The organism is Candidatus Nomurabacteria bacterium, from assembly GCA_023898625.1.
In the GTDB taxonomy this organism is placed as follows: Bacteria; Patescibacteriota; Saccharimonadia; order Saccharimonadales; family JAGQNJ01; genus HK-STAS-PATE-36.
Genome location: CP060231.1, coordinates 1 through 24,075, shown reverse-complemented (window position 1 = coordinate 24,075; position 24,075 = coordinate 1). Strand labels below are relative to the sequence as shown.

24 protein-coding genes are annotated in these 24,075 nt (G+C 38.9%); 11 read left to right on the top strand and 13 right to left on the bottom strand.

What is annotated here, in order from left to right; genetic code table 11:
* Window positions 1–34 precede the first annotated feature (34 nt).
* Entirely contained in the window at window positions 35–3,160 is a 3,126-nt protein-coding gene (locus H6793_00120) for a hypothetical protein (GenBank protein ID USN95564.1), read from the bottom strand.
* 271 nt (window positions 3,161–3,431) lie between these two features.
* On the opposite strand from H6793_00120, the gene H6793_00115 reads away from it, so the two are divergent.
* Genes H6793_00115 through H6793_00105 form a run of 3 tightly spaced genes read left to right on the top strand, consistent with a single transcriptional unit; the run spans window position 3,432 to window position 5,976 of the window.
* Window positions 3,432–4,292, top strand: coding sequence for an ABC transporter ATP-binding protein (locus H6793_00115; GenBank protein USN95563.1), 861 nt, complete (start codon window positions 3,432–3,434; stop codon window positions 4,290–4,292).
* A complete protein-coding gene (locus H6793_00110) occupies window positions 4,289–5,509 on the top strand; it encodes an ABC transporter permease (protein USN95562.1) in 1,221 nt (406 codons plus the stop codon). Before H6793_00115 ends, H6793_00110 begins: the two co-directional genes overlap by 4 nt.
* A complete protein-coding gene (locus H6793_00105; protein USN95561.1) occupies window positions 5,509–5,976 on the top strand; it encodes a 23S rRNA (pseudouridine(1915)-N(3))-methyltransferase RlmH in 468 nt (155 codons plus the stop codon). The genes H6793_00110 and H6793_00105 overlap by 1 nt, the downstream gene beginning before the upstream one ends.
* Before the next feature lie 51 nt (window positions 5,977–6,027).
* Here H6793_00105 and H6793_00100 read toward each other — a convergent pair whose 3' ends face one another.
* From H6793_00100 to H6793_00080, 5 genes are all read right to left on the bottom strand, one after another.
* Window positions 6,028–6,582, bottom strand: a complete 555-nt coding sequence (locus tag H6793_00100; protein ID USN95560.1) for a DUF308 domain-containing protein — start codon at window positions 6,580–6,582, stop codon at window positions 6,028–6,030.
* 75 nt (window positions 6,583–6,657) lie between these two features.
* Complete coding sequence (locus tag H6793_00095) at window positions 6,658–7,611, bottom strand: HAMP domain-containing histidine kinase (protein ID USN95559.1); 954 nt, start codon at window positions 7,609–7,611, stop codon at window positions 6,658–6,660.
* 50 nt (window positions 7,612–7,661) lie between these two features.
* The gene (locus H6793_00090; GenBank protein ID USN95558.1) at window positions 7,662–8,342 is read right to left on the bottom strand and encodes a response regulator transcription factor; all 681 of its coding nucleotides are present in this window, start codon (window positions 8,340–8,342) and stop codon (window positions 7,662–7,664) included.
* A 95-nt stretch (window positions 8,343–8,437) separates the two neighbouring features.
* Window positions 8,438–9,007, bottom strand: coding sequence for a hypothetical protein (locus tag H6793_00085; protein ID USN95557.1), 570 nt, complete (start codon window positions 9,005–9,007; stop codon window positions 8,438–8,440).
* Between the two features lie 51 nt (window positions 9,008–9,058).
* Window positions 9,059–9,298 carry a hypothetical protein gene (locus tag H6793_00080; protein ID USN95556.1) on the bottom strand — a complete coding sequence of 80 codons (240 nt, stop codon included), beginning with the start codon at window positions 9,296–9,298 and terminating at the stop codon, window positions 9,059–9,061.
* 409 nt (window positions 9,299–9,707) lie between these two features.
* On the opposite strand from H6793_00080, the gene H6793_00075 reads away from it, so the two are divergent.
* Entirely contained in the window at window positions 9,708–10,232 is a 525-nt protein-coding gene (locus H6793_00075; GenBank protein ID USN95555.1) for a superoxide dismutase family protein, read from the top strand.
* Window positions 10,233–10,255: 23 nt separating this feature from the next.
* Here H6793_00075 and H6793_00070 read toward each other — a convergent pair whose 3' ends face one another.
* The 3 genes from H6793_00070 to H6793_00060 all read right to left on the bottom strand — a co-directional run bounded on the left by H6793_00070 (window position 10,256) and on the right by H6793_00060 (window position 11,825).
* Window positions 10,256–10,918, bottom strand: a complete 663-nt coding sequence (locus H6793_00070) for a vitamin K epoxide reductase family protein (GenBank protein USN95554.1) — start codon at window positions 10,916–10,918, stop codon at window positions 10,256–10,258.
* Window positions 10,919–11,054: 136 nt separating this feature from the next.
* Entirely contained in the window at window positions 11,055–11,318 is a 264-nt protein-coding gene (locus H6793_00065; GenBank protein ID USN95553.1) for a rhodanese-like domain-containing protein, read from the bottom strand.
* A gap of 75 nt (window positions 11,319–11,393) precedes the next feature.
* Complete coding sequence (locus H6793_00060) at window positions 11,394–11,825, bottom strand: Hsp20/alpha crystallin family protein (protein USN95552.1); 432 nt, start codon at window positions 11,823–11,825, stop codon at window positions 11,394–11,396.
* A 157-nt stretch (window positions 11,826–11,982) separates the two neighbouring features.
* Between H6793_00060 and H6793_00055 the strand changes: the two genes are divergently transcribed.
* The 6 genes from H6793_00055 to H6793_00030 all read left to right on the top strand — a co-directional run bounded on the left by H6793_00055 (window position 11,983) and on the right by H6793_00030 (window position 17,608).
* On the top strand, window positions 11,983–12,558 hold the full coding sequence (locus tag H6793_00055; protein USN95551.1) for an NAD(P)H-dependent oxidoreductase: 576 nt from the start codon (window positions 11,983–11,985) through the stop codon (window positions 12,556–12,558).
* Between the two features lie 72 nt (window positions 12,559–12,630).
* Window positions 12,631–14,520 (top strand): KUP/HAK/KT family potassium transporter, encoded by a 1,890-nt coding sequence (locus H6793_00050; GenBank protein ID USN95550.1) that lies wholly within the window; start codon window positions 12,631–12,633, stop codon window positions 14,518–14,520.
* Between the two features lie 347 nt (window positions 14,521–14,867).
* On the top strand, window positions 14,868–15,392 hold the full coding sequence (locus H6793_00045; protein ID USN95549.1) for an AAA family ATPase: 525 nt from the start codon (window positions 14,868–14,870) through the stop codon (window positions 15,390–15,392).
* Window positions 15,392–16,000 (top strand): hypothetical protein, encoded by a 609-nt coding sequence (locus tag H6793_00040; GenBank protein USN95548.1) that lies wholly within the window; start codon window positions 15,392–15,394, stop codon window positions 15,998–16,000. Before H6793_00045 ends, H6793_00040 begins: the two co-directional genes overlap by 1 nt.
* Window positions 16,001–16,064: 64 nt before the next feature.
* Window positions 16,065–16,595 carry a hypothetical protein gene (locus H6793_00035; GenBank protein USN95547.1) on the top strand — a complete coding sequence of 177 codons (531 nt, stop codon included), beginning with the start codon at window positions 16,065–16,067 and terminating at the stop codon, window positions 16,593–16,595.
* A complete protein-coding gene (locus H6793_00030) occupies window positions 16,586–17,608 on the top strand; it encodes a UbiA prenyltransferase family protein (GenBank protein ID USN95546.1) in 1,023 nt (340 codons plus the stop codon). Before H6793_00035 ends, H6793_00030 begins: the two co-directional genes overlap by 10 nt.
* 157 nt (window positions 17,609–17,765) lie before the next feature.
* Here the strand turns inward: H6793_00030 and trxA are convergent, their stop codons facing one another.
* Window positions 17,766–18,104 (bottom strand): thioredoxin, encoded by a 339-nt coding sequence (gene trxA / locus H6793_00025; GenBank protein ID USN95545.1) that lies wholly within the window; start codon window positions 18,102–18,104, stop codon window positions 17,766–17,768.
* Between the two features lie 105 nt (window positions 18,105–18,209).
* Between trxA and H6793_00020 the strand changes: the two genes are divergently transcribed.
* Window positions 18,210–19,724, top strand: a complete 1,515-nt coding sequence (locus H6793_00020; protein USN95544.1) for a hypothetical protein — start codon at window positions 18,210–18,212, stop codon at window positions 19,722–19,724.
* A 76-nt stretch (window positions 19,725–19,800) separates the two neighbouring features.
* Here the strand turns inward: H6793_00020 and H6793_00015 are convergent, their stop codons facing one another.
* The 3 genes from H6793_00015 to H6793_00005 all read right to left on the bottom strand — a co-directional run.
* Window positions 19,801–21,630: a hypothetical protein gene (locus tag H6793_00015; GenBank protein ID USN95543.1), complete on the bottom strand. Its 1,830-nt coding sequence runs from the start codon at window positions 21,628–21,630 to the stop codon at window positions 19,801–19,803.
* Window positions 21,631–21,666: 36 nt separating this feature from the next.
* Window positions 21,667–23,220, bottom strand: coding sequence for an AmmeMemoRadiSam system protein B (gene amrB / locus H6793_00010; GenBank protein USN95542.1), 1,554 nt, complete (start codon window positions 23,218–23,220; stop codon window positions 21,667–21,669).
* 302 nt (window positions 23,221–23,522) lie between these two features.
* Window positions 23,523–24,075 (bottom strand): type III restriction endonuclease (locus H6793_00005; protein ID USN95541.1); only part of this gene is annotated, 553 nt, incomplete at its 5' end.

Genomic DNA, 24,075 nt, shown 5'->3' with positions numbered 1-24,075 from the left:
TATGTTGTGGAATAGAAATGACAACATGTTATTCCTATCTCGCTACGAACCAATCCATCTTTTGACTGGCAGGGGCTGCTGTGCCGAAGTTCAGGGTAAAGCCGTTAACTGTCTTGTTGTTTACATAGCAAGTCGTGTCCCAATCTGGGGTGCAAAATACAGCATAATTCGTATCGGAATGTGGCGTAGAGAACGTTACAGACTGAGAAGTCGTAGATGCAGTTATTGGTACATTGTAACCACGTATATTGTTACTAAATGTTATGTATGCACCTTCTACCGTGGCATTCTTTACGGTCAAGTTGCCAGATGCATCAATCTTGGCAAGCACTGTCCCTGATGACGACATCCATTCTTGTAAATTTGCCGTTTGGCCAGAAACACCCCGCACCTGCAGTGCTCCTCCAGACACTCCCCCATGGACGAGCCTCAGGCGCTCAATAGTGTTCTGCTGAAAGAAATTTTCTGATGAGTACATAACAAAATCTCCATCACTAGCACCGTCGGAACCTACTAGTCTAAATCCATTTCCTAAAGCCTGAGAAGTAGTAAACTGCAACCACGCAACAGTATCTGTAGACCGCAATGTGCCCTTGCCATTGTCATGAGAGAAATGTTGCGTTGCACTGCCAATACGGGTATTGCCGCCATTACCCTCCATCATTATTAGTTGACCGGGAGCATTCAAGACACCACTTGCACTAACACTCAACAAACTTGTGCCTGATGAGTTTCTCCATTCCTGCAAGTTAGCTATTTGCCCCGTAAACCCTCTTATTACCGCCCCTACTCTCGAAGCAGATTGGTTATTTACATCTAGTTGACCCGCTGGATTACCGCTAGCCCCACCTATCCTCATGCCTTGCAAATTGATCTGACCTACCCTCTGGCCACTAGCCCTAAACATAAGGCCATGAAAGCTATTCGTTCCTATATCTAGGGCATTGCTACTACCAGAACTAATTATACTTGCATCAGACCCACCGCTATTAATAGTTAGGGTCGTTGAACCACTATTGTATGAACCTCGTAGCGTTATTGTTGAACTTGGGTCCGTTGTAGATACTTTTCCTAGTGTTAGCGTATTGCCAATAGAGTTTAACGAAGCAACCACCTCATTACTACTGTTCCTCCATTCTTGCAAGTTTGCAGTTTGCCCAGACGCCCCTTGAATTATCATTGATACCGCGGTAGGATCAATGGAATATTTGCTTAATGTGCCATTTACATTATCTACCGACATATAGAGTCTTGGCCACGTAGGATTTGCATTAGTATGATCTCCCCTCAGCTCAAACACCCTGCCATTAGACGTGAATGCCCATTCATAACCAGCACTGCCTGAACCGCCATTACCTAGAGTGATGTATGGCTGTGCATTTCCTCTTGCTTGTAGTTGGTTATAAGCAATGAAGCCTCCTGTACCAAAGCCCTGAATTGAGCCCCAGTTATCAACCCTTACTAAAGTAGAGCCGTTGTTAGCTTGCCATTCTTGCATACTTACAGACTGACTAGCGCTCTTTTTAACAACAAGAGTTATTTTGTTACTAGCTGTACTTTCCACACCTAGCTGACCAAGATCGGAATTTGTGCCGATGCTTGTATCCCCGTTTTGCAAAATGGTTAGAGCTATTGACCCATTGGTTTTCATAGCTAGGGATTGATTGTCATTTGTTCCGATAGTCATCTGAGTGCCGAAGCTATTACCACCTTGCAAAATAGCGTTAGCAAACTGCGCAGATGTTGCATAGTTACAGTTGTTGCTGGCATCGCAAACCTGATAACCACCCTGCAATATACCCGTAGATGTAATCCCCGCAAAGTTGTTCGTATTGGTGAATGTGTTTATCGCATTTTTTAGCGGCACATTGCTACTCAGTCGACTATCTGACAGTGCACCTGTATTAATATTTGATGCGTTTTGGTAGTAACTACCAGATTGTCCCGCAAGCGTTACGGCATTTATATTTGTCAGCGCAGATCCATTGAGTACAGGCAATGCTCCTGCGCCCGTCAACTGTACTAACTGATTAGCCCCATTGAAGCTATTGCCTTGCAGAGTTACATTGCCGGACAACCTAGCATCGGCAAGAGTGCCCGAAGAAATATTCGAAGCGTTTTGGTAGTAGCTACCAGATTGTCCATCCAGCAGGTCTGCATTCAAGTTTGTGTTTACTGTGCCGTTATTTATCGCTATCTGTCCGTTGCTATTCCCTGCGGTATTGCCATTTAGCGCAGTAGCATCTACGTTCGTAACCCCGCTACCATCACCGCTCAAATTATTTGCAGATATAGTCCCACTAGATGAAACATTTCCCGTAAAGGTTGAGTTACCAATTGCGTCAATACTAAGCCTCGTAACGCCATTAGTCTCGACATTTAACGGTTGCGTGTCGTTTGTGCCAATGTTTGCTGGATTTCCGAAGCTATTGCCACCCTGCACAAACGAACTGCCTGCACCAGAATAACCACAGTTATTTGACGCATCACAAATTGCATAACCATTTTGCGTGCCAGAAGAATTAATAGATAAGGTATTAGTGTTTGTAGTGCCACTAATTTGTAAACCTGAGAAGGTTGGATTACTGGATGGCGCAATATCTTGTGTGGTACCGATAGTGGTTGTACTTCCGTTTTGGGTGACTGTAGTTTGATTTGGAGTGCCCTGAATAGATATATTACCCGTTGCATTATTTATAGAAATTACACCAGAGTTTGAGATATTTGTGTTATTGGGTCCTCCAACAGATATACCACTACCCGCCTGATTAGATAGTTGCAATAGTAGATTACTAGCAACAGATGCCACATTGGTATTATTGGAGTGAGACAAAAGCTCGAGCTTCTTTAGAATTTGATCATATTGATCTTGTAATTGCTTTGGGATAAATTCTGCTTGCTCTTGACGCAGTTTATGAATATCCTGAGCCATTTTATTGAGTTCGTTTTCTTGAAGGTTTGTGTTATTGTCTAGTGCTTGTTGCATGCTGTTCTGAATTGCCTGAAGCTCCCTGTATTTTAGTGAATTTTTGTATGTTAGATAACCTGCACAAATACCTAAAGTAAGCAGAAAAATGACTAGCAACACAATAACTTTGCGATTTGTTGATTTTGGGCGATTTTGTCGAATAATATTGGCGTCAATAGATGGATTATTCATGCTCTTGGGTTAATTTAGTATTAATTGTAAGTATAAGAGAGTGTATAGAGGGTGCAGTATTGTAAATAACTCACGATTCAGGGTAATTGTTATTGCTTCGGGTTCCATAAACTAACTCTTGTGACTTGGATAATTATAACAGAAAACCATAAGTATTACATTCTCAAAATCCTATTTTTTTATTGGCAGTAACTGCCACCTTAAAAATTACTACACTAAAATTAACATTACCTCTTGCGAGTTTTTCAATTAACAGCGTAAACTAGATATAATGCCATTGATAGAAATAAACGAAGTTAGTAAGCTATTTGGATTTGGAGACGCCGCCACTGTGGCTTTGGATGAAGTTGATTTTGTGGTTGAAAAAGGAGAGTTTGTGGCAATTATGGGCCCTAGTGGATCCGGCAAATCAACCCTAATGAATATTGTTGGGCTACTAGATCACCCAACGAGCGGCACATATAAGCTGAATGGACGATCGGCTTCAAAACTACGCACTAATCAACGCGCAAAGTTGCGTCGAGACAATATTGGGTTTATTTTTCAGTCTTTTAATTTGCTACCAAAACTAACAGCAATTGAAAACGTTGCCTTGCCCTTGGCATACAAGGGCATGACGCCCGTACGACGTATGAAGCGATCTGCAGAGATCCTAGAAAGAGTTGGCTTGAGTGACAAGGAGGCATTTTATCCAAGGCAATTAAGTGGAGGGCAAATTCAGAGAGTGGCCATTGCTAGGGCGCTAGTTAATAACCCTAGTATCTTGATCGCTGATGAGCCAACCGGTAATCTTGACAGCCTATCTAGTCGTGTGGTTATGGAACTGCTTAGCGAGATACATGCATCTGGGAATACGGTATTGATGGTTACGCATAACCCGGAGTTAACCCGATACGCAAATCGAGTAATATATATGCACGACGGTGTTATTATACATGATGAAAAAAGTGCAATTGGCGAAGTGCCTAAAGCTATCCGTCGTGCATTATATTTTGCACCAACTACTACAGAAGAAGATGATTTAGCCGGTGTTTCGGCCCTTATGCAAACCATACCTGATAATTTAGGAATTACCAAAAACAAACACCATAAATCAAAGAAACATCGCCGAAAAAGGAGTCATACAAAATGATGAACGGCGACACAAAGCTAGCACTTCATTCAATAAAAACTGCCAAGTGGCGTAGTTTATTGACTATGCTAGGAATAATTATTGGTGTTGCTTCGGTTATTGTAACCGTATCTTTAGGAGAAGGTGTTAAACAGCAGGTTAGCAATCAGTTGAGTCAATTTGGTAATGATCTAATTACTGTTAGGCCAGGTAAGTCATTTAACCCTGACCAAAATGGAGTGTTGGGTATAAATCTTTTTAGTAATGTTAGTGCCACTTTAACAGATAAAGATGTAAAGATTGTCGAAAAATCAGACGGAGTGAAAATTAGCGCTCCACTTAGTATTGTTAGTGCTGTGCCACGATACGATGGGCGCGAATTTAACAAAGGTTTAGTAATTGGAACCAGCTATAATTTACCAGAGTTAATCAATCATAAAGTTCAATACGGTTCATTTTTTACTGTTGGCGAAGAAGGCCGAAATGTTGCGGTGCTCGGTTCAAAAGCAGCTCAAGAATTGTTTCAAGAGAATGTACCAATTGGTAAATCTTTTCAAATGCGTGGCGAAGAGTTTATCGTTCGTGGAGTGTTTTCGGAATTCGAGAACAACCCGGTAACACCAGGTGGTGATTACAATAATGCCGTTTTTATTCCCTACACAACTGGTAAGACATTAAGTGAAGGTAATGCACAGGTATTCCAAATTTTTGCAAAACCAAAAGACCAAAATAATTTAGACAAAGTTACGAGAACAATCCACGATGGCTTAATGACCGCACACGACCAACAAGAAGATTTTACTATCTTCACACAAGGCAAGACATTGGACGAAACATCGTATACGTTATCATTGATAACTGCCATGATTGCTGGAGTTGCTGGGATTTCATTATTTGTGGGCGGGATAGGAATTATGAATATTATGTTGGTTTCGGTAACTGAGCGAACGCGAGAAATTGGCATAAGAAAAGCGGTTGGTGCCACCAACCGCCAGATTATGCGACAGTTTTTGACTGAAGCAATAATATTAAGTATTGTTGGTAGTATAATTGGCGTTATTCTATCTTTAGTTGTTAATTTTGTTATACGTATGACAACAGAATTGGAGCCAGCAGTTGATTTTAGAATTGCTGGAATCGCCGTAGGAGTAGCTGTAATTGTTGGGGTAGTCTTTGGTATTGCACCTGCTTTTAGGGCATCGCGTAAAGACCCAATCGATGCACTACGGTATCAATAATGAAGATTAATATCGTTTGCGTTGGAAAGAAACATGCCGATAATCTTGCCGATGCAATTTTTGAATATCAAAACAGGTTAATAAAGCTTGGGTATAAAATTTCCTGGCAAATTATCTCTCCAGGTAAAGGCGATCAGAATAACCAAATTCAACAAGAGTCAAAAAAGATACTTGAGGTTATCCGTGCTGACGATTATGTATTACTTCTTGATGAAGATGGAACTCAACAAAATAATTATCTGTTAGCAGAGATGTTACAAAGAATAAATAATGTCGGTCGATACCAACGTTTAGTGATAATAATTGGTGGTGCTTATGGTGTTAGTGAGGATGTCAAGAATAAGTCGGATAGCATATGGAGTTTATCAAAGTTGGTGTTTCCTCATCAATTAGTTCGTTTGATATTAGTCGAACAGCTATATAGGAGTGGTTGCATCATTAACAATCATCCTTATCACCACCAATAATAGATCCACCCTCATATTGAGAGTGGATCTATAGGTTTTGGATAGAAAAAACTATTTCTTTTTTGGCTTGCTGATTGAGTTCTTGGCATCAATACCTAGCGCAATCCACATTGGGCCAGTTAACAATGCGTATAGTCCAAGAATCCAGACAAAAGCTACTCCGCCAGCTGCTGGTTGCATTAAGATTGCGATACCTACAATCACTGCAAGTACCCCACCAATGATCATTAGCGTCTTTTCGGTTGCACTAAAATCATCTAGTAGAGCTAGCACTACCTCAAATACTCCTCGAGCGATCAAGACCAATCCAATTAGTAGGATTAGGGTAGCAAATGATACGCCTGGGTGACGAACAAGATATACACCAACACCTAGTTCAACAAAACCTAATAGCAGTTTCCAGATCCACGAATCGTGTGCCACGATTGCTCGAACTGCGTCAACGATTTCGATGACACCGCTTACCAAGATATATATACTAAAGATATATACCAATGTTACTAATGTTATTCCAGGCCAAAACACAGCTGCGATACCAAATAAGATACCGGCAACACCGCGCAAGATCATGGATTCCCACATTACTTTAAGTCCAGTTGCGTCCATCCGCATCCTCCTTCAAATTATTAATAGTTATATTTGTACTCTTTATTTGTAGAATTGTCAAATTTACTTGTGTTGCTATGGGTTGAGTAGGATGGTGAATTTCGAGCCTTTACCCCATTTACTGGCTACTTTTATTGACCCATTCATCTTTTCTGTCATCTGTTTGGCTATAGATAGTCCTAGACCATGGCCAGAACGATTTTGAGTACTTCTGGCAGTATCAGCTTGATAAAAACGATTGAAGATATACGGAATATCGGTTTTTGCTATCCCGCTTCCCTGGTCTTCGACAAAAATTTCTGGATTACGGTCTTTCTTGTTTGTGCCTACGGTTATAGTGGTTTTTTCTGGGCTATATTTTATAGCATTATCAAGTAATATGACCAATACCTCAACTAGACTTGCATGATTAACTGATGCACAAATTTTACTGTCGGTTTGGTTTTTGATTAAAATGTGCTTTTTTTCTGCGAGAGATAAAACTCTATCAATTGATTCTTGGGCAATATCTTGTATATTTTGCTTTTTAAGCACAAGGTGTTGGTCGCCTAATCTGGCGATTGTTAACAAATTGTCAGAGAGTTTTGTGAGAACATCAAGCTCTTCAAGATTGCTTTGAAGTAATTTACGAGCATCTTTATCAGATATTTTTGACTCCATCAGTGCAACTTCTATTTCGCTCTTCATGGCTGATATAGGAGTTCGTAATTCATGGCTTGCATCTGCAGTGAACCTTTCCAGTGAAGCGTGGGCTTCTTCTATTGGTTCTAAACTTCGGCGAGCGAGTATGTAGCTAATCCAGCCTCCGACAACCAAAACTCCTACATTGGTTATTAATAGCGCAATGAATACCTTGGCTCGTGCTTCATCAATAATAGATTTACTGCTTTCTAGTAGTTGTCGTTTTAGCCAGTTTGGTAAATCATTTGGAGCATTTATTATTAGCTGACTGTTCCTGCCGTATCCTCTGTCTAACTCTCTCGTTGCTAATAGGTATATGTTTATACTAAAGAAAATACTTATCACCATAATTATCGATAAATATATTGCCGTCAGTCGAACTATTGCCTTTTTAAACACTAGTTAATTTCTCCGAACACATATCCAAAGCCTCGTCGGGTATGTATTAGTGTGGGTGATTTTGAGAAGGGTTTGTCAATCTTTGTGCGCAAATATCCAATATATACCTCGACAGTATTCGGTAGTATATCCGAATCATAATTCCAAACATGCTCCATTATGGCCTCCTTACTGAGGACTCGCCCTGGGTTGTTCATTAGATACTCTAAAAGCGCAAATTCCTTTTGAGATAATACTATTTGTTTTCCAGATCTTGTTACACTAAAGGTGTCTGGATCAAGTACCACATCTTTGTATGTTAGTTTAACATCTTGTGCTTGTTGGGGTCTTCTTAGTAATGCCCTAACTCGGGCGATTAGTTCAACAAAAGCAAATGGCTTAACGAGGTAGTCGTCAGCACCAGCATTTAGCCCTGCGGCTCGCTCCAAAACGTGATCTTTGGCAGTTAGCAACAGTACTGGAGTGTGGTTTCCCTCTTTACGGAGGGTCGTTAATATTTCTAAGCCATCCATGCCTGGCAACATCCTGTCTAGAATAATTAAGTCGTAATCGGTGTTTTTTGCAGTATTTAGTCCTTCTATCCCTTCATAGCAAACGTCAACAGCGTAGCTTTGGTTTTGTAGACCCTTGCGAACTGAATTAGCAATCTTATGATCATCTTCGATAATTAGAACACGCATAATATTAACATTATAGTGCTTCTTAGCTGAAAATATACTAAGAAACCACCGGTATATATTTATACCGGTGGCGCTTGATTGTTAATACCCTCCTTTTAGTTTACCTGATAATTAATACCATCTCTTATAGGTAGCTGAAATATTAAATGAACAAATCGTTTGGGGATATTATTTTGATTAGCCCATTGTTTGATTTCTGCCCTCTTGTTTTGGATTAAAGTTCGGCGCTTATCTTCATTGGTTTCATCCAGTTCATCCAGGAAAGATTCAAATTTTTGTGCTTGATTGAGGATCTCATCAGCTTGACTTTGAGTTAACTTGCCATCTTTTACGGCTTCGTCAAGTCGTTGTTTTGCTTGCTTTGAGCGATCGTGCCTTCTTAAAGAACGCTCCTCATCGAACACTTTTTGAACCTCGGCTTTATCAAGCCCGAACTTTGTAGCAATTGTGTCTATAAGATTTTGGCGGTGATTAGGCGTACCTTGTGCGGATGCTGTACCTAAGCTTGTCGCAGATATTAATCCAGCCACAGTTAAGATACTCAGAACCGCAAGTATACGCCTGTATCGTTGTCTAATTGATTCCTCCTTTCTACTTATGAGCTGAAGCCTCCAATCATGAAAGCTGAGCTTTTTGTATACGTTGCCGTATCTGGCAACACACATAGACTACGTTATCATTTTGAGTAGACGCTGAGGATTAACTAATACCTGCATTTACCTGGTTCCAATCAATGTCCAGGAACTACCATCATTGCGTAAGCGAAAAATTGATTGTCCATCTGTCATGTCAAATAGTCTGATTGTGCTAGTACCATGCTTTATTAGGTATTGCATACCATCAACAAAGGTGTGATTTTGCTGATTATATATAATTTGTTTTGGGAAGGATCGCAGATGTTTTTGCCCCGCAAAATAATAAGCATTTACGTCAATAGTTTGATTGATAGTTGTCATAATAGTTATTCCTTTTTGATAAATTAAAGAGAGTCTCGCAAAATATTGTTAACGAGAAGAACGGAATTAATTATTTGTTTCTTGATAAAACTCACCGACCGTTCCATCGGATTATTCATAACACGAAACAGTTTGTTTGTAAGTTTGCCAGGGACAAATGTTTGGCAACTTGATGATAATAAAGCCTGTGAACTAAAGGTATCCCAGTGCTCGCATGACTACATAAAGTATAGCATTAGCATAATCAAATTGCTGTCGTGATTTTGTCTGCACTTTATCTGTTTATTGCGCCTAATTAACAGAGGTTAGTATATTTATTTTTGTTTGCAATGTCTGACGAAATTATAAAACAGATATCTTTGATTTGCTTGTCAGTCTATAATTGATTATGTAAATACGAGGAGATGATATGAAAGTTAGACTAGACGCAGAGAATGCTATATTAACAAATGAGGCAACCGCGAAAGTTCAGGGCACAAGTTTGTCCGGCCAATTGAATCTAAAAGAATTTGATGTTGATGGTTGGAAGTATGTCCATGTTTCACTAGTTATTGATGGAGATCCAGCAATTCTTACTGCCGGAAAGCATGCGGTTCATATTCACGAAAAAGGTGATTGTGAATGTGATGGCTTTAAGTGTGCTGGTGGGCACTTTGATCCGGGCCCATTTGGTAACTCAGACCCAGACGCTAATCATGGTTATCATTCAGGCGATCTGCCTAGTATTACGGTTGATGATAAAGGCCACGGGGAGCTAGAAGCTATTACTACCAGGATAACCCTGTCTGATGGGCCAGTTTCTATATTGCAACCTAAAGAAGGTACTTCGATAATGATACATGCTAATCCAGATCCCTACTCTTCTGGCGAGAGTGGCTCTGGAATCAGTGGCGGACCCAGATTAGGCTGTGGACGTATAGTTAAGAAAGATTAGTCGCTAATTGATATCTCATCAAGTTAAAACAAGCTCAACCAATAGTTTGACCACCTGTAAAAAATTAGCATTAATATTATTACAATTGTAGCAACTACTAGTTCATTTTTCTTTAACAATAAACTGTTGATATTGCTACTAAGGTTTAAATATTTGTTACTTACGCAATATGCCGATACGAACCACAATAATGTGAAGGTGACTATCCAAACTAAAGTACAATACAGGCACAACTTACCAATATTGAATACCCCTTGATAAAATAGCCAACTACAAAATACCGCTCCAAATGTAATACCACCAAGCAATGTTCTCCACCAAGCTTTTTTTAGGTTGCGCGCACCTGCAAGTATGGTCATGCCTGCAGTTAATACGGTGCTAAATCCAAAGATGCCGATGAATGGATTTGCAAAGCCGAAAGCACTAGCCTGAGGGCTTTTGATTACAGGCGAACACGCTACTATCGGGCTAAGACTACAGCTAGCAATGTGCTCTGGCTGGGATAGAATCTCGACTTTTTCAATGGATAGAATCACCGCTGAACTTAACCCAATACAGGCTAAAACAATCATCCACCTAGCTAGTTTAGTTGATGAATCGAGTTTATGTTTGTATTGGGCGATAAATGTCAAAATTATCAAGACAGCACTAGCTAGATATATCATTTTTACGCTACTTCTTAGCATAAAAACACACACGAATAAATATATAAGAGGTAATATGTTGAAGTATTTCTGTAAGTACTTTTGTACGATGTTCATCATTAAACATTATACATATACGTATATACCTTAGCTATTGATAAATAACAAAGAGATCGGTTTATGATATGCCGTAATGTTTATTGACGTGGTCGGCGTTGATGCCATTGGTTAGGTTAGTAAACCCTTGTTGTTTTAAAAGTTGCAATGCTACATTAGACCGACTGCCACTCACGCAATACAAAATTAATGGCGTATCTTTGTTTAGTCCGTTGATATATTCTGACCCACTCATCAGTTCAGATGGTGGAATATTGATTGCATCATCAACATGACCTTTGGCATATTCTTCTGGTTCGCGAACATCGATGATGATTGGTTTCATAAATTCGCCCTTCTTAGTTAATTCTTGATCAAAACTAAAAGCTGGGGTTTTTACACCCCAGCTCTGTGCTATTTGCTATTTCTTCTTTGACTTAGACGCAATAGCTATCTTTTTTGGTTCGGGCAGTGGCGTTAATGGTATTTGCACCTTTAGTACACCATCGTCAAGATGTGCATCAATCTTGTCGCTATTTGCCCTTTTTGGTAAGGCAATCTGGCGATAAAAGCTACTAGAACTTTCTCTAACAACATAGTTCTTTGATTTGTCTTCTTCTTTTTCGTGGCGCTGAGCACTTATTACTAGTGTACTGTTTTCGACTTGAACATTAATATCGTCCTGTTCGAAATTTGGTAAATGTGCTTCGACAATCAGGCTATTGTCCTTCATGTAAACGTCCGTAGTTGGAATATTTACACCTTTATAGGGCGACATCCAGTCGTCACCAAAAAATTGTTTTTGCAAAGCTGATAGCTCAGCAAACGGATCCCATTTTGCTAGGTTAGTCATAAACGTACCCCTTTCTATTACGTTATATTGATGATTCGGAGCTCTCACCCCTACCTAAAAGTATAAAAAACTAGCACTCTCGTGTCAAGAGTGCTAAAATAGATTTACATGACTAAAACATGCAATTAATATCAAATAAAGAATAGGAGTATAAGTAATGAAGATTGCAATAATAATCGGTAGTGTGCGCCAAAACCGTGTTAGCGACAAGTTGGCAAATTGGATTAATAACGAACTAAAAAACTCTGCTCAAACAGAGATCATAGATTTGAAGGATTATGACCTACCTTTTATGGAAGAGCCAATCAGTCCTCGGTACAACCCCAGCAGAAATCCGAGCCCTAACGTAAAAAAATGGCTTGATAAGATTTCTGAATTTGATGGATATGTTATTGTAACCCCAGAGTACAACAGATCAACATCCGCTGTATTAAAGAACGCTATCGATCACTTAGACTATCAAATGGAAGACAAGCCAGTTGCATTGGTTGGTCATGGATCAAATGGTGGTGCTCAAGCTATTTCAACATTACGCGCAGTGTTGCCTCAAGTAGGTGCGATTACTGTGCCACCAGTTGTTTATTTTTCAAATAAGGTTGATGAATCTATTGATAAAGACGGAGTGCTTAATAATGAGCTGATAGAAAATCCATATGGCCCGCAATCATCACTGGTTAAGCTTGTTGAGTCTCTGTCAGAGTACACCACAGCGCTACTACAAATGCGCAACTAGTTTACCCCCAAATATTATTAATCCTAGAGAATCAAACTTTCTTGCCAAAAAGTAGTCTATACTTAATGCTAGATGACCAGAAAAAGAACAGCAGAATCTATCTTGGCGCTCGGCGCGTTAGGAGTGGTATTTGGCGATATCGGCACTAGCCCGATCTATGCTTTAGGGGTCTTATTTGGCAAGCACGGGATAAATATCGGAATCAATCAGGCAAATATATTTGGGGTCGTTTCTTTAATAATCTGGTCACTAATTATAGTAGTATGCATTAAGTATATCGGCATTTTAATGCGTTTAAGTAACGATGGCGAAGGTGGTATTATGGCGCTTACTGCCCTTCTTCGTGACATAAAGCTCAATAAAAAAACAAGAAAATGGTTGATATTTGCCGGAATTATTGGCGTTGCTCTGTTTTATGGCGACTGTGCAATTACTCCTGCTATATCTGTTTTGTCATCTATCGAGGGTCTTAATGTAGTTGCACCTGGTCTTAAAGAATTTGTTATCCCAATTACGGTCTCCGTTTTGCTGATACTTTTTGCGTTACAACGTTTTGGCACAAATGCCGTTAGTAAGTTGTTTGGTCCAATCATGTTTTTGTGGTTTTTGGTAATAGGGCTGGCTGGGTTGGCAGAAATTTTACAGAACCCTAATTCTTTACATGCCCTTAATCCTGCCTATGCAGTAAGTTTTTTTGTATCTCATCCTTGGGTTGGGTTTTTGTCTATGTCGATAGTGGTATTGGCTATTACTGGCGCAGAAGCTTTGTATGCAGACATGGGTCATTTTGGAAGGCGCCCTATTGCTAAAGCTTGGTTTGTGGTTGTCTTCCCTGCCTTGATACTGTGTTATTTGGCTCAAGGATCTATTCTGCTCACAAAGCCAGAGGCGGTTTCAAGCCCGTTCTTTTATCTGTTTCCATCATGGGCATTTGTACCAATAGTGATTTTGGCAACTTTTGCTACTCTCATTGCCTCACAATCTGTTATATCTGGCGCCTATTCACTCACCAGGCAAGCCGTGCATCTTGGTTTTTTGCCAAATATTGAAATTCGTCACACTTCGGACGAAGAATCAGGTCAAATCTACATACCAATCGTTAATGCCGTACTACTTTTTACGGTGTTGGGCTTAGTGCTGACCTTTGGGTCTTCATCGGCGTTAGCAGGCGCGTTTGGTGTGGCAATTAGTGGCGCATTACTAATGGATACAATATTGCTGATCGCATTAATTATGCGCACCAATCGATTATCGCGATGGAACTTGGTTGTAGCTGTTTTGTTGATACTACCACTTGAACTGCTATTTGCTTTTTCAAACTTGTCGAAAATACCACATGGTGGCTGGTTCCCTGTTGTTGTTGCAATATTAATGATTACTATAATTACTATCTGGCGTAGGGGCGAGCATTTAGTTAGTGAGGTGCGCAAATCTCGCGAAGGGTCATTGGTAGAATATGTTAAACAGATTCATACCAAGACTAACTTAAATCGTATTCCAGGTGAGGCTATATATATCGGTCATCATCCTGGATATGCTCCACTTGCACTGCATGCTAGTGTCGATCAACTAAAAGAACTACATAAAAAAGTCTTGATCGTATCTGTAGATATAGCCAATGTGCCACACATCGGCACAAAACATCGTTTTGAATACAATCCTTTAGGTAATGACCATGACAAGATCATGTACCTAAACATAAAGTTTGGCTATCATGACTCCCCTAATGTTCCACATGCACTAGAAAAAGTTACAGGTATAGCAGAGCTGAATGTTAACCCAGAGCACGCACATTACTTTGTATCTTTGGCGAAGATTGTACCAAAATCTGCCGAACGGCAAATTAGCAAATGGCGTCGAGCACTATATATATTTATGGTTAGAAATCGACGTAACCAGAGCGACTATTTGCATTTACCAGTTGAAAGAACAATTGACATTGAATCTTTGATAGAGATATAGATAATTTATTACACCGAATAACTCGTGTTGTTATGACGGCAAAAAGCCACCATCAACTGTTAGACAGGCTCCATATACACAATCAGAAGGGTTGCTGGTTAAAACGACGTGGTGTTAGGGATAACGTCTGGTTCGGCCAATCCAATTTCTATTAGAGATATTCTTTGCAAATAATCATACAACATCTTCTGGATATAGAAATTAGGCCAACTCATACCTAAACACGACTTTGTACCCTATAGAGTTAGCAGAACTAGGATCGTCATAGCTTCGCTCATCCGTGAGTATATTGCAATTAATTAGCAAACAATAAAGAGTTCATTAAATGAAGTGTGGCAAGTATAATTATGAATGTGCCTAGTCGTATTAAAACTTTTGCATTTATTGGCCCATCTGGTGCTGGAAAAAGTCATCTAGCCAATATTTTGGTCGAACGCTTACCAGACATTAGTTTGGTCAGGTCATATACTACTCGACCTAAAAGAAGCAGTACGGACGAAAGTCATGTTTTTGTTGATCAAAAAAAGTTTGTTGAGCTGGAAAAGCAACAAGTATTTGTGGGTACATACAACGCATTTGGGTATAGTTATGGATTGCCAAAATCAGATGATAGTAATAGACGACTTATCTTAATTCGAGCACCACTGGTTAACAGGTTTCGTCAGTTATTTTCTAATCCCGTAGTGATCGAGATTGATGCTCCTATCGAAACTTTATCCGAAAGACTAAATGTTCGTGGTGATCAATCAAGAATAGATAAAGATGCTCTAGCGTCAGAGATAGAGGCTGGGCGCAAGCTAGCTGATTATATTATTGATTCTAGTCAATCTACTGAGCAATGCATCAAACAAATTACCAAGATAATATGTTAATGAACAAAACATTACAAATGGTGGTTTCTAGTTTGGTAATTTGCCTTTATATTGGACTCATTGAATTGTTGTGTCGTCAAAAAAAGCTATCTAGACCAAATGCGCGTAAGGTGATTCATGTCGGTGTTTGTTTAATTGTGGCTTTATTAACAGTATTATTTGTAGATTATAAAATATTCGTTCTATTAGGAATAGTATTCTGTGTTCTGATGTTTGTTACGAGATATATTTTAAAGCTTGAATCTTTGTCAGACCGCAGAGAGGCATCATTGGGTGAGGTTTTTTTGCCGTTGGGCGTAGCAATATCTGCCGTTCTAGCAACCAACCAGCAGTATTTCGTTAGTAGTATGCTCATTTTAGGTATTGCTGACACATCGGCATATTATTTTGGAAAAAAGATAGAATCTCCAAGGCTATTCTTTGGGAAGACTTTAGTCGGCAGTGTTGCTTGCCTAGCTACTACCTTTATTATATGTGTGTTTGTAGTACCTGTTCATAATGCAATTGCTATCGCTTTCATGGTGAGTCTATGCGAATTAATAAGTCCTTACGGGAGCGACAACCTGACGTTACCAATTATTTTGTCAGCAATAACGCTAGTTCTTTGATGCGTAAAGGATGGTTTCTTATTATCTAGTAAGTGTAGTAAACTGAGTATTATAAGGATAAAACATGCCACAAAATATCAGTGACGAACCTCCATCAAAGACAGATCACATTAGTGTAGAGTCATCTGTAGAATCTAACGAAATTAATGATCAAACAATACTTCAAAATAAAAATGATGCGCAAATAGCCGCCGATGCGTTAATAAACAAACAAGCCGTTACCAAAAAGCGTATCTCAACCTCGGGCAAGACAGTGCTTATTATTTCGGTATGTGCTTTCGTTTTAATGTTGATTGGCTTTATTGTGCCTTCAGAGCCATTGGTGACGATGATAGGTGAGATATTCTTGTACATAGGTCCAGTCGTCGGTTTAGCATTAGGGATACTTGTCGGTAGAATAATTATTGCACGAGAAAAAACAAAGCATTTGCAAAAAACTGGGCAAGTTCTCTCAAAGGCTCCATCTAGTGCGATATTCTTTGCTATTCTTGCTTTTGTAGCTGTATTCGTATCGTATGCAATCACGTTTTTTGTTGTAGCAATGTTCTTGAGTGTGCGTGCTTGTGAGCTTTCTGGTTCATCAAAATGTATGTAGATAGAGCCATATTTAGGCAAAAAACTATCGTATCATTATTGCGTCCCAAAACATATATGGTTATAGCATTACAGTATTTTGTGGCGATTGAGCTGGCGGTATTTATTCAGAACCAATCCATAGGTGCGGTAATCTCTGGTAAAATTTCGTATATATTAGTCGGGTTATTTAGCTTGGCTTGTTGGTATATAAATGCTACTTCAATAAATGATTTAGCGGATTTTGAGATTGATAAAATAAATCTCAAAAAGGAGCTTGATAGACCCTTGGTGAATAATCAAACAAACGCTGGTTCGTTAGTGATAATAGCAATTGCTTCTGCAATACTAGGATCATTAATGCTCTTGATTATTTCATGGCAGTCTTCAGTTTTGTTTTTATTGCTTATTCTGCTGAATTATATTTATTCAATGCCACCAATACGTGTGTCCTATAGAGGGCTTCTGGCTCCAGCTCTGTTGCCTATTGGATACGTAGTTCTGCCCTTTATATTGGGTACTATAGTGGTTGCTGGTAGCTATAGCGCCAGTGTTGTTTTGGTACTTTTAGGTTTGTATATGTTGTTCTTCTCGAGAGTATTATTGAAGGATTTTAGGGATGTTAAGGGCGATAAAAAGTTTGGCAAACTTACATTCTTGTTACGGCATTCCGTAAAAGTAGTTACGGCTACCAGTGCATTTGCATGCACCATCGGAGTTGGTTTACTTAGCTATTTCGTTATTAAATACATAAATATGTCTTGGGTGGTAGTGGCTATGTTGTTTATACTCGGAGTAACTTTAGCGTTTTATGATGAGCTGTCAAAGACACAAAAATGGGATCAGCAAAAGATGATACTGCCATCAATAGGTCGGCTCATAACTGCTCAAACTATTTTGCTAGTACTTACTATGCTAGTAAAGACAGAAACAACCAACCTTTTACTATCACTGGTAATGATAATGAGCATCACAATAATGTTCTTTGTTAGCGCAATTAAGAACTATCAAGCAATTTTGAACGGCAATCGTTAAATTTCTTTGGACATGTTATCACGTATGCATAAATATAGTGTATTTCTGCCAATATATACCAATAATTGAGGCAGGTAATCGCTGATGATGAAGCTATATTCTCTGTCACAGAACAATTGACATTGAATCTTTGATAGAGATATAGATAACGGCAGGCTTATTTTGCTGATGAGCTATTTAATATATTAATTAGTTCACGTTCTGGCACCAAGCCTACTAACCTGTTTTGCTCTTTGCCATTAACAAATATCGGCATATTCGGAATACTCTGTACGCCGTATTCAATCGCAAGTTGGTGGTTCTCGGTATTTTCTTCGATATCTACTTTTATTATGTCTACGCTATCATCAAGTTTTGTTGCGACCTTTTCGAGTATCGGAGCCATAGCTCGGCAAGGTGGACACCAGGAAGCCCAAAAATCAACAAGTACTGTCTTCTTGCTGTTGATCACCTTCTCTTCGAAATCCTTTTTAGTGGAAACAGTTATTAATGCCATGTACATACATTATACCCCAACAAGGTGATTATCGAATACTCACCCCAAAAACTAACAATCGAGAGTAGACAAATATACATAAACATGATACAATAATAGATTGATATGGATAAATCATTACATATACCAAAAGATAATCAGTTTAATGTAGACGTTTCGGCGATATCTGAAAGACTACCTGCTGGCATAGCAATGGGTGTGGATGCCCAGATAAGAAAAAGTATCTTACCTATTCTGCCTAGTGATGTGATTGCACTAGATCAGTTGTATGACTCATGGCGCCAACTAAGTTCAGGATGTAGTTTTGATGTTGATCTGTTTGATCAAACTATCAATCAACTTACCGAGAATGAAGCTCAAAGAACCTTACGGGCCGAAAAAGATAAGGCTGTTCAATGGATTAATCGTGGCAAAGTGGAGGTTATTGATGAAGAGACCGATGAACCAAAATGGATAAACCTTCCAAACGCTGTTGTGCCAAAATTTATTCAGGCAATTAATGAAGCAAGCTTGAGTCCTGATGAAGCATTATACAATCAGCAATCATTTACTGACATGTCTGAAGAAGAGGCGGGTGTATTGCTTGGAAGTACAACATTTAGCGTTATAGAGGAATTATCTAATCTTCTGTCGTCACTACCCACTAATGAGGAGTTAATATCGGGCAACCTAGATGGTCTGCAGTTAATTCTAGAGGCAGATACACTAAATGTTGACCGAGATATTCTGCGCTATTCCCCGGATAGCCCGGTTCTAAGAGCGATTCGTAAGAAAGTAATAAAGTTATCGAAAGTTATCGATGAGTTCGCAAATAATCCTGCTGTATTTTCAGCTAAAGCATTATACAAAAAGAATACCGAACTGATTGAGCAACAAATTAGTGATTTAGTGCGTGGTACATTGTTAGAGGCCACAACAGAAACATACGCCTCATTGGATCCTGATGAGTTGAAACGTGTAAAACAGCGTACTATTGAAGAAGCGCCAAAACTATCTAAGCGCCAAAAAAGGCGACAAAAACAGCTTGCCGAGCAAGCAATGAGCTCAACTGTAAAGATAGATGAAGAAAACCCCCTTGATATTATCACAGAACAATACATTGACGACTTATCACTTACTTTACCATGGATAGATGGTGGAGAGGAATTTACGGGTCGAGCAACAGAATTACGTGCAGGATCTAGAGTCGTGTATGTGATTAATGGAATGGAAGATAAACTTCAAACAATCGCTAATGAAACGCAAGATAAAGAAGAAATTGCCTCTAAAGTTACCAATGCTATAAATCATCAAGCGCAGTTACTTCTTGGTGGCTATATGCCGTGGGAACGACAAACTTCTACGGTGAAATCGCTTGGGAAAAATGGCAGAGCCCCAAAAGAATATTCTAGTGAAGCAATCTGGTATTCATTCGATATACGTCCGAATGCACCTCGCGTTTATTTCGTAGTTAAAGATGCGTCCGAAATAGAAACTGGCGACCAACCAAAACTTAATCCAGACGCAAAATGTATGGTTGTATTAGCTATTACTGACAAAAGTCAGCAAATATCTGTGCTTCAACGCTTGACTGGCCAAAACCGGGCATATTTGGTTGCTCACGGCGCCGGTTCAATCTAGATTTCTAAGAAAACTTGCTCAGTAAACTAATGCTAAACTTCTTGTTATGTAACTGTATTACTAACAAGCACTGAACCTATCTGTATAGTAATCCACCCCATTCAATCAAAGTAAAGCCTTTCCTTTCAGGGTGGGTTAGTTTTTGGGGTTGGATATCTATGGGCTTATCAAGTCCTTGAGCATCTAGAAATATTCTAATAGTTGTATCTGGGTGTACAGATAATTTAAGTGGGGCGAGTTCATTCATCTGCCGTGTGTCGAACCAAGTTAAGCGCAGGTATGGTTTATTGGGCATATTTGGTAGCCAGAACTCTAAGAAGTCGGCGGATTCTTGAGAATTTAATCCTAGTAGCGAAAGATGAGTTCGGAGTGTTTTTTCAACATCCTGCCGTTTTACTACAAAGCCTTCAGTGATTCGTGGATACTTGCCATAACCTTGACCTTCCCAGAACAGATATGGATATGTTTTGCTATCCTTCTTATTAAATATACGACCATCTGGGTAAGCAGTTACATCCCAGCCAGTATCGTAGGCTGGCTCAGACACAGTAACCTTAGCTCCTACTTCAACCTTAATATCAGTTTTCTGTTGTGGATACAAATATATGACTGGCTTGCCACATTCACCCTGGGTTTGATAATCGTTACTAACAAGCACTACTCGATAACCTAATTTATTCCGTACAACTACTACTCCGTTATCTTTCCAGAGCTGTTCTTTACTAACAGCACCTTCGCGACTTCCGTGGGCACTATATTTATCATAAATAGAATTTATAACAGGGTTATCTGAAGATTTTAGACCATACACTGTTTCATTATTAGACTTGCCAATTTCTTTTAGATCGCCAATATTGGCTTTATCTAGCACGCTTACGATATCTACTAAGCTACAACCCCTATGTGTCATTGCCCAATTGTACTTTTTTGTACTGGTGGACCCGTTGGATAAGGTCATTGTCATGGATCCATCGTCTTTTAGGACATCGGTCGTATAACGATAGACAACGTATAGTCCACTTGGTTGTTTTAATAAGATAGACATGTTCTTAATTCCCGGAGAGTCATCCAATGGGGTAACTTGCTCATATACGGTTCCTTGTTCAATTTTGGCAACCTCCGTCATATTATTTGCCTCATCTTTACTAAGGATGATAGACCCGGACGTCGATGTCTTATTCACTGTTACTCCGTTATATGTGATTGTGTCTTTGATATCTAGCGAGGGAATAGTCGTACTGTTATCTATTTGTACATTATTTCCATAAGCTTTAACATCGTTAGAGCTGGAATTATCTTGTTCAAAATTTGAATATTTTTGGAGCACAATATATGTATCTCCTTGTTTAACAAACATTATTCGGATATCGCCAAAATCTCCAATTATCAAATCATTGTTGTCAACAGTGCCAATATTGTAGAAATGAGTGTCCTGTTTAATTTTATCAAGATCAGTATCGGGATATTGTTTCTGTAGCCAAGCATCTTGTAATATGGGTACGTATTGAATCTCTTTAAGATTGCCAGTAAATGAAATATCCTTAATCTGTGAAGATGATGGACTTGATGTAGTTGTTGTACTAGTGGGTGTGTTGTTGGATTGATTTGGTGATGAAGATGAACCAGACGACAATACATAAAACACAGCAAAACCAATAATAATTAACCCTAACAGTACGGCAACTATGATGATTATCAATTTCTTTGAAGAACCTGGTTTGTTTGCAGGGCTACTATCAACCTTATTGGGCTCAGTATTTGTTGCAACTGTTAACTGGTCTTCTTTAGGCTGGTTATTATCCTGTATGGCAATAGTTTGATTGGGGTTGATATTTGTATTTGTTGAGTCTAATTTGGTGTTTGTTTCCTCTTGTGGGGTGATTGATTGTTTTGTTTCTTCGTCCATTATTACTAACCTTGATTACATAAACATAAGTATTACTTATTTTTCTAAAGAATACAATAATCCACCTCTTTTATCGATTAAATATGGTGATAATTCTGAAAACATTGTAGATATTTGTTTATCGCTTTGGGTGGATCTGTCTAAAATTGGCTGATAGCTACGTTGATTAATTAGCAAAGGCAGTAAGTTAATTTTATTGTTGGTGAACTCCCCAGTCACTATTAGGCTAGTTTGGTCCGACTTATTTGAAGTAAAAAATTTGCCTTGAGAGTATACTACGGGGCGATTGTTATACAGCTCAACAGGTTTTGTGATTGAATCTCCTGATCCTAAAACAAGATCCGCTCCAGAATCTATCCAGGAGTGAGATAAAGTTTGTTGTTCTTTTTCTGAAATACCCTGCCAGCTTGCATAAATAATGATGTTGTCAGCCTGGTTCTTCTTGATATCTTCTATTTTGATGTCGCTGGGTTTCCCCGAAAATATTGCCAAGCTCTGTCGGTAGCCATTTATAATTGTCGGGTTATTTAGTCGATTAACGCCAAGTTCTCTTAGTGCGTCTACAGAATTAGAAGTTTGTATGTGGGTAAACTTTAGGTTTTTAAGAGCAGTGATAATTTGCAATTCTCGAGAATTAGGAAACTGCTCAAGTTCGCCAAGTACCAGATCCGTCCCCCACAAAACTCGATTCCCTAGTGCATTAAATGCCGTTGATGGACTATATTTGACAGCTCCATTCTGCGGGCTACTAAACTCCATTGGGCCCGTAACCGTAAAACTTACACTAGGTGCAGGCTGTTCTGGCTTGCCTTGTTCATACCAACCCATAATATGGGTAGTTCCTTCTGCGTAATAGTCTTTCGTGAGTTCAGTAGAGTTAGTATGCTGATCCATAACAAATCGGTCAGTTTTTTGTAATTTTGCCCATATTGTAGTTGCCAGGAGCTGGTGCATGGGTTCAGTTTCTGCCAGAGTATCAAGTGTGTTGCCATCAATATTTTGTAGCCCTCTAATTGTTAATTTGTCATGCAATTCTGATAATTGATATGGCTGATAGTGCGAAAAATCTGCAGATGTAATCAACAGACAATCTTTGCACGTTTTATGTAACGTATTCATAAGTTTTTCTAAGTCTTCTAGCTTAGTATTTTGTTTTATTACAATCGGTAGAATTGGCGTTTGTGGGTAGAACTTAGCAATATCAGAAAGAAGCGCCTTGACTCCATGCTCTATTTCAAATGTCGAGGCTGTTTCTTTAACTCCCTGAGCTGTTGCCGTATCGTACAGTCGTTTATCTATCGGAATACTACCATACTGAGTAGTAAACGGCTGAGATCTAGTTTGTAGAGAATCTGCACCGTTATCATAATGATTCGGGGCAATTAGAATTATGTGCCGATTTTGCGTTCTTGGTGCTATTTTTTCAAATGTGGCTTCTCTTTGTTTGGCAACTAAATCGTGATGCGGGACAATAATTGAGGATACATAAGGATTATCTTTAGGGTTGTACTTATTCTGAACAATAAAAACACCTAAAATTGCCACAAATAGTAGCAACAACCCCAGAGTCGGAAGCTTAGGAATCGACATGTTTATATTATAGTCACAAATGTATCTTTAAGTATTAAAGACCATGACTATTTTATATTTAACAAAATAATGCATACCTTAATAACTTTTTGTCATGTGATTTGTGGGTAGAAGTAGGCTTATGCCACCACGGTAACTATTCAATTAGACTAACAAAACGTAGATTCTTGCCCTTGGTTGAGGCTTGCCAATCCTTAATTACTGCATATTTACCGGTTTGTAGTGCGGGGTTGTTCTTGCGACAGTCTTTTGTATTTAACAGTTGCGCAAGCGGTTTTCACTTAATAAATACTCATTACTGTTTATTGCTGGTGTAGCTTATTGTACTGTTCTTTAAAGTCCCCATTTTGCTTTTCATTGAAGAGAGGTAGTCCAATTAGGTTGTAATCTTTACCCTCAATTTTCAATAGATTGTTAGTAGAATACCTTGCCGTTATCTCTTTTAAGAAGTTGTTTTTCCATTCGTCTTTTTGCAAAAGATTCTCACCCTTAGGCTCAATAAACACCTGATAATATAAGTTTTCCTTATCTCTTAGAAAGAGTATAAAGTCCGGCTGAAATCCCTGTCCTGTACCAAAGTCATAAATTTTATACTGCTCTTCGTTTCTTAATAGATAAACTTCTTTGTACTTTTCTTTCAGATTATTGATTGTATTTTTGATAAATTCAATTAATTCTTTTTCTTCGCTTGTACCATAGAACTCATCAACTACATACCAGTCTTCGTATTTCAATTCATCTGCAAGCCTTTGACTATGCTCGTCTTCTTTAACATTTTTTTGCACTTCCTCACTAAAGAAATTAGCCAAACTGTATGCTTTAAATTCTGTACCTCTGTGCGGGTTAATGTGTTGC

Bases quoted from the DNA above. Each gene is read 5' to 3' on its own strand.
- H6793_00120 (USN95564.1), bottom strand. From the start codon at position 3,160: ATGAATAATCCATCTATTGACGCCAATATTATTCGACAAAATCGCCCA.
- H6793_00115 (USN95563.1), top strand. From the start codon at position 3,432: ATGCCATTGATAGAAATAAACGAAGTTAGTAAGCTATTTGGATTTGGA.
- H6793_00110 (USN95562.1), top strand. From the start codon at position 4,289: ATGATGAACGGCGACACAAAGCTAGCACTTCATTCAATAAAAACTGCC.
- H6793_00105 (USN95561.1), top strand. From the start codon at position 5,509: ATGAAGATTAATATCGTTTGCGTTGGAAAGAAACATGCCGATAATCTT.
- H6793_00100 (USN95560.1), bottom strand. From the start codon at position 6,582: ATGGACGCAACTGGACTTAAAGTAATGTGGGAATCCATGATCTTGCGC.
- H6793_00095 (USN95559.1), bottom strand. From the start codon at position 7,611: ATGGTGATAAGTATTTTCTTTAGTATAAACATATACCTATTAGCAACG.
- H6793_00090 (USN95558.1), bottom strand. From the start codon at position 8,342: ATGCGTGTTCTAATTATCGAAGATGATCATAAGATTGCTAATTCAGTT.
- H6793_00085 (USN95557.1), bottom strand. From the start codon at position 9,007: ATGTGTGTTGCCAGATACGGCAACGTATACAAAAAGCTCAGCTTTCAT.
- H6793_00080 (USN95556.1), bottom strand. From the start codon at position 9,298: ATGACAACTATCAATCAAACTATTGACGTAAATGCTTATTATTTTGCG.
- H6793_00075 (USN95555.1), top strand. From the start codon at position 9,708: ATGAAAGTTAGACTAGACGCAGAGAATGCTATATTAACAAATGAGGCA.
- H6793_00070 (USN95554.1), bottom strand. From the start codon at position 10,918: ATGCTAAGAAGTAGCGTAAAAATGATATATCTAGCTAGTGCTGTCTTG.
- H6793_00065 (USN95553.1), bottom strand. From the start codon at position 11,318: ATGAAACCAATCATCATCGATGTTCGCGAACCAGAAGAATATGCCAAA.
- H6793_00060 (USN95552.1), bottom strand. From the start codon at position 11,825: ATGACTAACCTAGCAAAATGGGATCCGTTTGCTGAGCTATCAGCTTTG.
- H6793_00055 (USN95551.1), top strand. From the start codon at position 11,983: ATGAAGATTGCAATAATAATCGGTAGTGTGCGCCAAAACCGTGTTAGC.
- H6793_00050 (USN95550.1), top strand. From the start codon at position 12,631: ATGACCAGAAAAAGAACAGCAGAATCTATCTTGGCGCTCGGCGCGTTA.
- H6793_00045 (USN95549.1), top strand. From the start codon at position 14,868: ATGAATGTGCCTAGTCGTATTAAAACTTTTGCATTTATTGGCCCATCT.
- H6793_00040 (USN95548.1), top strand. From the start codon at position 15,392: ATGAACAAAACATTACAAATGGTGGTTTCTAGTTTGGTAATTTGCCTT.
- H6793_00035 (USN95547.1), top strand. From the start codon at position 16,065: ATGCCACAAAATATCAGTGACGAACCTCCATCAAAGACAGATCACATT.
- H6793_00030 (USN95546.1), top strand. From the start codon at position 16,586: ATGTATGTAGATAGAGCCATATTTAGGCAAAAAACTATCGTATCATTA.
- trxA (USN95545.1), bottom strand. From the start codon at position 18,104: ATGGCATTAATAACTGTTTCCACTAAAAAGGATTTCGAAGAGAAGGTG.
- H6793_00020 (USN95544.1), top strand. From the start codon at position 18,210: ATGGATAAATCATTACATATACCAAAAGATAATCAGTTTAATGTAGAC.
- H6793_00015 (USN95543.1), bottom strand. From the start codon at position 21,630: ATGGACGAAGAAACAAAACAATCAATCACCCCACAAGAGGAAACAAAC.
- amrB (USN95542.1), bottom strand. From the start codon at position 23,220: ATGTCGATTCCTAAGCTTCCGACTCTGGGGTTGTTGCTACTATTTGTG.